Source organism: Methanogenium sp. MK-MG (assembly GCF_009914725.1).
Classification (GTDB): domain Archaea; phylum Halobacteriota; class Methanomicrobia; order Methanomicrobiales; family Methanomicrobiaceae; genus Methanogenium.
Genome location: NZ_JAAAWJ010000073.1, coordinates 1 through 9,082, shown reverse-complemented (window position 1 = coordinate 9,082; position 9,082 = coordinate 1). Strand labels below are relative to the sequence as shown.

Annotated in this window: 7 protein-coding genes; 5 read left to right on the top strand and 2 right to left on the bottom strand. The window is 50.9% G+C overall.

The features are described 5' to 3' along the window. Window positions 1-450, bottom strand: a 450-nt coding sequence (locus tag MKMG_RS09365; RefSeq protein WP_165077527.1) for a DUF3089 domain-containing protein, incomplete at its 3' end; no start/stop codon positions are given. A gap of 831 nt (window positions 451-1,281) precedes the next feature. Then, complete coding sequence (locus tag MKMG_RS09360) at window positions 1,282-1,821, bottom strand: HNH endonuclease (RefSeq protein ID WP_174235650.1); 540 nt, start codon at window positions 1,819-1,821, stop codon at window positions 1,282-1,284. 477 nt (window positions 1,822-2,298) lie between these two features. Here MKMG_RS09360 and MKMG_RS09355 point away from each other — a divergent pair, with 477 nt between their 5' ends. From MKMG_RS09355 to MKMG_RS09335, 5 genes are all read left to right on the top strand, one after another. Then, on the top strand, window positions 2,299-3,492 hold the full coding sequence (locus tag MKMG_RS09355) for an aldo/keto reductase (RefSeq protein WP_165077524.1): 1,194 nt from the start codon (window positions 2,299-2,301) through the stop codon (window positions 3,490-3,492). 274 nt (window positions 3,493-3,766) lie between these two features. Next, window positions 3,767-5,473, top strand: a complete 1,707-nt coding sequence (locus tag MKMG_RS09350) for a PKD domain-containing protein (RefSeq protein WP_165077522.1) — start codon at window positions 3,767-3,769, stop codon at window positions 5,471-5,473. A gap of 143 nt (window positions 5,474-5,616) precedes the next feature. After that, on the top strand, window positions 5,617-6,141 hold the full coding sequence (locus tag MKMG_RS09345) for a hypothetical protein (protein WP_165077521.1): 525 nt from the start codon (window positions 5,617-5,619) through the stop codon (window positions 6,139-6,141). A 21-nt stretch (window positions 6,142-6,162) separates the two neighbouring features. Next, window positions 6,163-8,331 carry an adenosylcobalamin-dependent ribonucleoside-diphosphate reductase gene (locus MKMG_RS09340; RefSeq protein WP_165077519.1) on the top strand — a complete coding sequence of 723 codons (2,169 nt, stop codon included), beginning with the start codon at window positions 6,163-6,165 and terminating at the stop codon, window positions 8,329-8,331. Between the two features lie 172 nt (window positions 8,332-8,503). Continuing rightward, window positions 8,504-9,082: protein-glutamate O-methyltransferase CheR (locus MKMG_RS09335; protein ID WP_165077518.1), on the top strand; the 579-nt coding region annotated here is incomplete at its 3' end.

Below are 9,082 nucleotides of genomic sequence, written 5' to 3'. Positions count from 1 at the left end.
GAAGGCTTCTTCTACATCGGCGGCACCCTGTTTGAATTCCGGCGTATCGGTTGCAAGTCCGCCTGCGGACATATCAACCTGGGTTGACATCTGGCGGTAGTACGGGGCAAAGACATTGGCATGCGATTCAAACACCGTGGCCTGTGCCTGGTAAATGCCCTCTGCCAGTGCCCGTTCTTCTGCGCTGGTAATATCCATCTGACCGGTTGCATTGCTGCTGACGGTCGGGTAGACATAAAATACATCCACCGGTTTGTCTACGGACGGCAGGGAAAGCCAGTTGTATGACTCTGTATAATCCGGGTTCTGTTCAGGGTCAACAACGCCGGGTTCCACCGCACCGCCATCCGGTGTGGTGGACGCATCCTCGTTTACACAACCGCATGCAAGAATAATGCAGATTCCTGCAAGCGCAGCGAACCAGATCAAAGAATATGATTTTTTTATCATCGTAGACTCTCCACAGGTGATTACTCATTTTAAGCCACGTGACTATATTCAAGTAACGCTTTGATGAGAATAACAAAAAATCCCGGTTGCAACGGTTGTATCGGAATTCAGAGGATTTTTGATAGATAAAACGGGCATCAACCAGATACCGGACGACCGCCCGAAAGAAGGTGGCTACTGCCTCACCCCTGTTTTTTGTCACCCTCTTCTCACCCCCCTGACCTCATTTTTTTGACTGCCAGTAGTGGGGGATCGGGGGACAGAATGGACGTATTTTCTGCCCATTATTTCTGGTGGGAAAATACGGCATTTTCGCCGTTTATTCGCTAAAATGGCAAATAATTGTGGAGTATTAAGGGGTCGCCATTGGCGGATATTTTGGGAGGACGTATTGGTTGTCTCGGCTGAGATCAGGTCGCTCCGGGCTTCTGAGTGGATGCAATTTTCCGGGGCAGAAATGGGCAGGATGTGCAAGGAAATCGCCATTTGGCCTTAAATACAGGCATATCGACCAAAATGGTGGGGATCATACACCACAGCTACAGGAACGGGCCACCCGGCATATCCGGTGCCTGTCACCCGGGATTATGAGCCAGAATTCTTTAGGAGGATGGTAAAGCTACACAAGACTGTATATCCCATGGCTTCAGGATACTTTTTCACAGGACTGGTGTGTCTGTTTTCAGGCATGAACCGAGGAACTTTGGTCTGCTTTTGGTCAAAAATAGATCAGGAGATCCTATAGGATTGATCTTTCGGTTGCTATTTTTTCTTAGAGGATTTCTACAGAGCCGGATTATTTCAGGAAAGAAATCACAATCGACCGTATTCTTATTTTTTCTTATTTGATCCACCTAACCCAAAAAAGTCGGGCATATCGATCTTTATTGGTTTTATTTTGGGCTGCGAGATTTTTGGGACTCTTATCTTCACTGGTGAAGAGTTCCCATCGGTCACCTTTGGCCGATTCCGCAATATACTTCGAATTTCTTTTTTTGCAGACTCAGACCGTTTTTTAATCCACCCCTTTTGAGTACTTTTGGGAATTGGTTTATCATGAACGTCATCATGACAAATAGAACACAGGACGAGCAGATTGCCTGGTGTGTTGAGATCCTTGGTACCAGAGGCTTTTGCGGCCTCTTCAATATGGTGGACTTTGAGATTTCTCACAGGGAACTTTTTTCTGCACTTTTCACATTTGTTCCCTAACGCAGTCTTAATTTTTACCTTTTTAGCCGGAGTAAGAGCATGCCGTGTCTTTTCCGTATCAGTCCTGTTGTCAAAGATACCAGCCATGTTATTCCCTCCTGACTCCCTTATATTTCCCTCCAGACTTTTTGGCGCTCTTAATTCTCCCCGTTTCTGCATCTCTCTTATAATTCAACCCAGTCCGAGGATTGCTAAATTGGCTCGTCTTTTTTACTGCCCCTTTGCGATATCCATCACCAGTATTTTTTGCCATCAAATCGCCACAATGATATACTATATCATCATCGATACTTAAATTTTATTTATAATCCAAAAATAGTTAGATAATGTTGATAAAACAGGAAAAATAAAGAGAATCTCCAAAATAATTAGGGAGAATTTCGATAAACCCCTAATTTAGGCAACATCTGATATAAACCATTTATATGTTGATGACCATTTTTATGGGGTTTTCAGAAATCCTCCTCAATAATTATTTCCATTTCCAAAACTCATCCCTCCAATCCTCCCCTCTCATCCATCATCTGGTGCTGTCTGGCCATCAGACCTTCTTCAATGAATTGAACCTCACCCCCCCCCTCAAAAACCCATAAATACCATCCAAAACATCAATCCCCCATACCAAGAGGAACCAGAATGCTCTACCGCACAATACCAAAAACAGGTGACAAACTCTCCATACTCGGCTTCGGCTGTATGCGCCTCCCGGAAAGAGACGGGCAGATAGATGAGGAACGGGCCACCCAACAGATCAGGCACGCAATTGATCACGGCGTAAACTACATCGACACGGCCTGGAGTTACCACATGGGGGAGAGCGAGCCATTCCTCGGGCGGGCGCTTTCCGATGGATACCGTGAGAAGGTGCGGCTGGCGACCAAGATGCCGTCGTGGCTTGTGACAACGCGGGCGGACATGGACCGGTTTCTTGACGCACAGCTGGAGAAGTTGCAGACAGACCATATCGACTACTACCTCATCCATGTGCTTGACACGACAGAAAAACTCGCCCGCCTCGAAGCATGCGGCATGACAGCTTTCCTTGACGAGGCAAAAAAAGAGGGAAAAATAATCAACGCCGGCTTCTCCTTCCACGGGCCAGCAGAGGACTTCGCCCGGATTGTGGACGCCTACCCGTGGGAATTCTCTCAGATACAGTATAATATTCTCGACGAACAGAACCAGGCAGGCACAAAAGGGCTGAAATACGCCGCCGGAAAGGGCCTCGGCGTCATCATCATGGAACCGCTCAGGGGAGGCAACCTGACAGACCCGGTGCCGCCCGCAGTCGGGGACATCTGGGACAGTTCACCCGTTCAGCGCACGCCTGCAGAGTGGGAGCTCCGCTGGATATGGAACCACCCCGGGGTGACAGTCGTCCTCTCTGGCATGAACAGAGAGGAGCATATCGAAGAGAACCTCCAAACGGCACATGAGGCCTATCCTGATTCCCTCTCGGATGCAGAACTGGCAGTCATCGGGGAGGTAACAGAAACATACCGGGAACTGATGAAGGTCAGCTGTACCGGCTGCCAGTACTGCATGCCCTGCCCCGCCAATGTGGATATCCCGCTCTGCTTTGAGCTCTACAACAACAGGTACATGTTCAAAAACCCGGATGCCGAGATGTTCTATGCCGTCCGGCTCTCCGGTGTGCTGACAAACAGCCCGGAACATTTTGCCTCGCAGTGTGTGCAGTGCATGGAATGTCTGGAGAAATGCCCCCAGCACATCGATATCCCGGACCTTCTGGAAACCGTTGTAAGAGAAATGGAAGGGGAAGGGTTTGAAGAGAGAAAGAAGGCGGCAAGAGAGATGTTTGCAGAATAATCCGGCACCAAAAAACCTCTGAATATCGGGGAAAAATCGTATCTCATATCATTTGAGTGCACATTTGGTTTTTACAAACGATAGTTCAGCCCGATTGGTCATCGGGGTCAGATTTTCTAATCCTTTTGACAGATTCTGTTGATTTTTTCAATTCTATGCCGGGCACTTGTGCCCAGCATATCGTTATTTTATATACGGTGCCGTTACTCCGCGTGCATATTGTATCGTTACCGCACGTGCTGAATTATTAAATATACGGGACGGGGTGGGAAAAATGAAAAGATCAACATTTGATCAGAGAAACACAGTAGTATTACTGGCAGGTCTGGTGCTGACAAGTCTTCTTTTTGGAATGCCGGTCTCGGCAGTCGGGGAGGTGGCAGCATGGGGGAACAATGAATACGGCCAGTGCAGCGATGCACCTGCCGGAGACGGGTTTGAACAGGTAGCCGTAGGATATTACCACAGTCTGGCACTCACAGAAGACGGCACCATTGCAGCATGGGGACGGGATGATTTTGAACAGTGCAGCGGTGCACCCACCGGAGACGGATTTACACAGGTGGCTGCAGGACTTCACCACAGTCTGGCGCTCAGAGAAGACGGCACCATTGTGGCATGGGGGTGGGATAAGCATGGCCAGTGCAGCGGTGCACCCGCAGGAAATGGATTTACACAGGTAGCAGCAGGAGGCATCCATAGCCTGGTACTCACAGAAGACGGCACCATTGTGGCATGGGGAAATGACTGGTTTGGCCAGTGCAGCAAGGCACCAATGGAAAACAAATTCACACAGGTGGCTGCGGGATTAATTCACAATCTGGCACTCACAGAAGACGGGTCGATTGTGGCATGGGGGTGTGATGTTTTTGGCGACTGCAACAATGCACCTGCGGGAACCGGATTTACACAGGTAGCAGCAGGAGGAATTCACAGCCTGGCACTAAAGGAAGACAGGTCTATTGCAGCATGGGGAAATGACTGGTTTGGCCAGTGCAACAACGAACCCACAGGAGACACATTTAAACAGGTGGACGCTGGATTTGTTCACAGTCTGGCACTCACATCCGACGGCACAATTGTGGCATGGGGGTCGGATTATTTTGGTCAGTGCAGCAATGCACCTGCCGGAGACGGATTTACACAGGTAGCAGCTGGCCTGAATCACAACCTGGAGCTCATATGCACCATGTTCTCACCGCATGCCTCCATTACAGCCGAATCGTCCTGTGATGAAGGGTCAAAAATCTGCTTTGATGCATCAGCTTCCCTGAACACAGGTGACAAAACCCGATACCAATGGAAATTTGGCGATGGAGAGACCGGTTCCGGTGCGACGGTTGAACACATGTATACAGAAAATGGTGAATATGAGGTCACCCTCACGGTAACGAACCCCTATGGTCTGACAGATTCTGCAACCGTACCGGTGATCGTTTCAAATGTTGCACCCACAATTGATTCTCTTATCATACAGGAGTCAGCATCCGTCCGCACACCCGTTGAGGCATTGGCACAATTCTCTGATCCCGGTCTGGATATACATGAAGCCTCATTTAACTGGGGTGATCCGGCAGGGGACGATATGGTCTGCATCATTGATGAACAAAACAGGACGATCTCCGGATCTCATGCCTACACAACACAAGGAGAATACGTGGTAACACTCACACTAACCGATGATGATGGCGGGTCTGTAGCGGAAAGTACCCAGATTCGTGTAACGCGGGTCAGGACATTATCGGAGACATCTGAAGACACGGCAAGCAATACCGATGAACCCACCGCAACACAGACACCCACACCGACCGCTACCCAAACTCCGGAGCCAACCACAACACAGACACCCACACCGACTGCTACCCAGACGCCGGAACCCACTGACCCAACGAATGTCCCTGAATTTCCAACAATAGCCATACCTGTGATGCTGATTATCGGCCTTGCCGGAGTTGTTCTGCTGGCACAGCGGAAACAATAATCCACACATCTTTTCCGTGTCCGGTATGCTACTCACCTCTGGCGATGAACACGCCCAACCGAGCCATCGCTGTATTGGGGTATCAGGAGTGAATACAGACCCGCCGATGATTGCCGTCAGGCTTCCGGCATCACCGGGAAGATATGTCTAGGCGGGCGCGGCACGACCGGCAGGAGAAGCAGGACAGGGAGCATGCATCCGGGCCGGAACAGGATGCAGGATACCCTTCTGCGGTCAAAAATACAAATACCCGGGCAGACTGCTTTGGAACACAACAGACCACGGTGACACACCAATACCCACCCGCCGCATCATGTTTTTTTCCGGCACCCGTTGCTCTTTCATACTGCCCGACAAACAGAATGGGACGACCCTCTCTGACACCACCAAAGAGAGAGCCTGAAGACCCGGTCAGAAGAGACCGCTACCGGTTAACCGGGCACATTCTGCGAAGAGAAGAGATGCCGGACACCCCGGTATGCCGCAGACTAAAAAAGAACAACGCAACGATATCCGACCAGATGAAAAGACCACCCAGTGCCTTTAAATTCACATTTATGAGACATGAGGGAGGCAGAGAATATGGCATCCGATGGATGACCAATGCCATGCATGCGGCCCGCCCCTGTATCAGGAGGAACAGACCTGTGTATTCTCTGCATTTTTAGCATAACGGATCAAAGATACAGATGACAGATTCAATCACTGACAGTATACTGAGTGCCCGCTATCTCCGCAACGGGGAAACCACATTTGAGGATGTGTGCAGGCGTGTCGCTGCCGCCCTGGGGAACAATGAGGCAGAAACCTCCGAATACTTCGAAGAGATGGAATCACTCCGGTTCCTCCCCAATTCGCCAACCCTGATGAACGCAGGTACAGACATCAACCAGCTCTCCGCCTGCTTTACCCTGCGGGTGGATGACTCACTTCCTGAAATATTTGACGCCCTCAAATGGGGGGCCCTCATCCACAAGAGCGGAGGCGGCACCGGCTATAATTTCTCAAATATCCGCCCAAAGAATGCACCTGTCCTCTCGACAGAGGGCGTTGCATCCGGCCCCGTCTCATTCATGAACATCTTCAATGAAGCGACCGAGGTCATCAAACAGGGCGGCAGACGCCGTGGCGCAAACATGGGCATTCTCAATGTCTGGCACCCTGACATCCTGGAGTTCATCAGATCAAAGACGGAAGAGGGGAAGGTCAAAAACTTCAACATCTCCGTGATGATGAACGACGCGTTCATGGAATCTGTCGAACAGGGCGAGATGGAGAAGATATGGATGACCCACCCGCATTCCGGCGAAGAGATCACGGTCGGCGCCATATGGAACGCGGTGATTGAAGGGATATGGAAGAACGGAGAGCCGGGAGTGCTCTTCTATGACGAAATAAACCGCCACAACCCCACTCCCCGCCTCGGGCCCATCGACACCACCAACCCCTGCGGTGAGCAGCCGCTCCTGCACTTCGAAAGCTGTGTTTTGGGATCGATTAATCTGTCAAAGTTTGTGGAAGACGGCAGACTCAATGAAGAGCGGCTCAAAACAACCGCACGCATCGGTGTCAGATTCCTTGACGCGGTGATTGACAACAACTCCTTCCCCATCCCGCAGATAAAAGAGGCAACAGAGAAAACCCGAAAGACCGGTCTTGGCCTCATGGGCGTCCATGACGCACTCCTCCTCTTAGGAATTCCCTATGACGCAGAGGAAGGACGGGCATTCTGTGAACATGTGATGGAGCTTGTCACAAAAACTGCGGTGGACGAGTCGCACCGCCTTGCAGAGGAACGCGGCGTCTTCCCCGCATGGGAAGGCAGCACCTGGGGCAGGCAGACGATGCGGAATGCCGCCCTGACCACCATCGCCCCGACGGGAACCATCTCCCTCATGGCGAACTGTTCCAGTGGCATCGAACCGGTCTTCTCCTTTGCCTATACCCGGAATAACACGGTGGGAAAGACGTTTGAAATTATTCACCCGATCTTTGCAGCCGAACTGCACAGGGTCCTTGCAGTGCCCGGTAAATCACAGGAAGAATGCGAACGCCAGGTTCGTGAAGTGACAGCACATGTCCATAAAACCGGAACCGTGCAGGACATTGCGTGGCTTCCGGAATCATTCCGCCGGGTCTTCCGGACAGCGATGGACATCGGCTGGAAGGATCACATCATGATGCAGGCAGTCTTCCAGAAGCATGTCCACGCCTCCATATCAAAGACGATCAATATGCCTGAGGAGGCGACCAGAGACGATATGGCCGCAGCAGTCATGATGGCGTGGAAGAATGGCATCAAGGGGATGACCATATACCGTACCGGAAGCCGGGACGAGGTTGTTCTGGCCCTCAGCGAGAAGGAACCGGCAGAACCTGAGGCACAGGAGCGGTGCCGCCCGAAGGAACTCATCGGAAAGACCTACCTCTGCCAGTCAGGGTGCTGCCGCCTCTATGTGACAGTCAACCTCTTTGAGGGGAAACCATGGGAAGTATTTATCCGGACCGTAGGCAGCGGGGGGTGCGAAGCAAACTCCAATGCCCTCGGGCGGGCGATATCAACGGGCCTGCAGAGTGGCGTTCCCTACACCAAATACGTCAGACAGTTCAGGAAGGTGAACTGTCTGTCTGCTATCAAAAACGCGGAATCAGAGGGATACTCCTGTGCTGATGTCGTGGGGAGGTGCATTGACCTTGCGGCACGCATGGAGACGATCACCACCCTCGATAACTGGACCATCACCGAGGCACCCGGGAATACAAAGAACCGCTGTCCCGAATGCAACGCAGAGCTGGACTTCGGGGAAGGCTGCAACCAGGGCACCTGCAAAAACTGCGGATGGAGCGGATGCTCATAGTCGTGGCTACGCATAGTCACTCCATTAGCATGGGGATACGTGGGGCAAATGAACACCACCTTATTTTTTTCAGACAGAACATTACCCCATACAGAACCTTAATTGGGAATAGTGAGGCAATTTAATACAGTTCCTTCTCAGGCAGGCATCTACCGACATTACGTGATTCATCATGGCATTTACATTCTTTTTCAGGGATCTCCAGACACTGCAGACAATCATCGATCATATGCTCCCCTCGTTCCGGTCGCGGCGCTACATCAACATATGGAGTGCCGGGTGCGCAATGGGCCAGGAGCCCTATACCATCGCCCTGCTGCTCAGAGAGAATATGGGTCAGATGATCTTCAGGAATGTCAGGATATACGCAAGCGATATCGATCCATCGGACACCTTTGGTAAAATCATCAGAGAAGGCAGTTATCCGGAGAACGAACTCCAGAGAATGCCCAAAGATATCTTCAGGAAACACTTCCTGCCGGATGAGAATAAACCCGGCAATTACCGGGTCTCCGATGAGATCAAAAAGCGCCTTGAGTTTCAGAAACATAATCTCCTCAGTTTCGAGCCATTCAGAGACAATTTTTCTCTGATTGTCTGCAAAAACGTGCTCCTTCATTTTACTGAAGAGGACAGGAGCAGGGTTATCAGGATGTATCACAGTTCACTCGGCGATGGCGGATTCTTTTTAACAGAACACACCCAGAAGATGCCGGAAGACGTCGAACATCTCTTTGAGCAGATCGTTCCC

What these genes read in the sequence shown, in the direction of transcription:
- MKMG_RS09360 (WP_174235650.1), bottom strand. Translation starts at nt 1,821, where the DNA reads ATGCAGAAACGGGGAGAATTAAGAGCGCCAAAAAGTCTGGAGGGAAAT.
- MKMG_RS09355 (WP_165077524.1), top strand. Translation starts at nt 2,299, where the DNA reads ATGCTCTACCGCACAATACCAAAAACAGGTGACAAACTCTCCATACTC.
- MKMG_RS09350 (WP_165077522.1), top strand. Translation starts at nt 3,767, where the DNA reads ATGAAAAGATCAACATTTGATCAGAGAAACACAGTAGTATTACTGGCA.
- MKMG_RS09345 (WP_165077521.1), top strand. Translation starts at nt 5,617, where the DNA reads ATGTCTAGGCGGGCGCGGCACGACCGGCAGGAGAAGCAGGACAGGGAG.
- MKMG_RS09340 (WP_165077519.1), top strand. Translation starts at nt 6,163, where the DNA reads ATGACAGATTCAATCACTGACAGTATACTGAGTGCCCGCTATCTCCGC.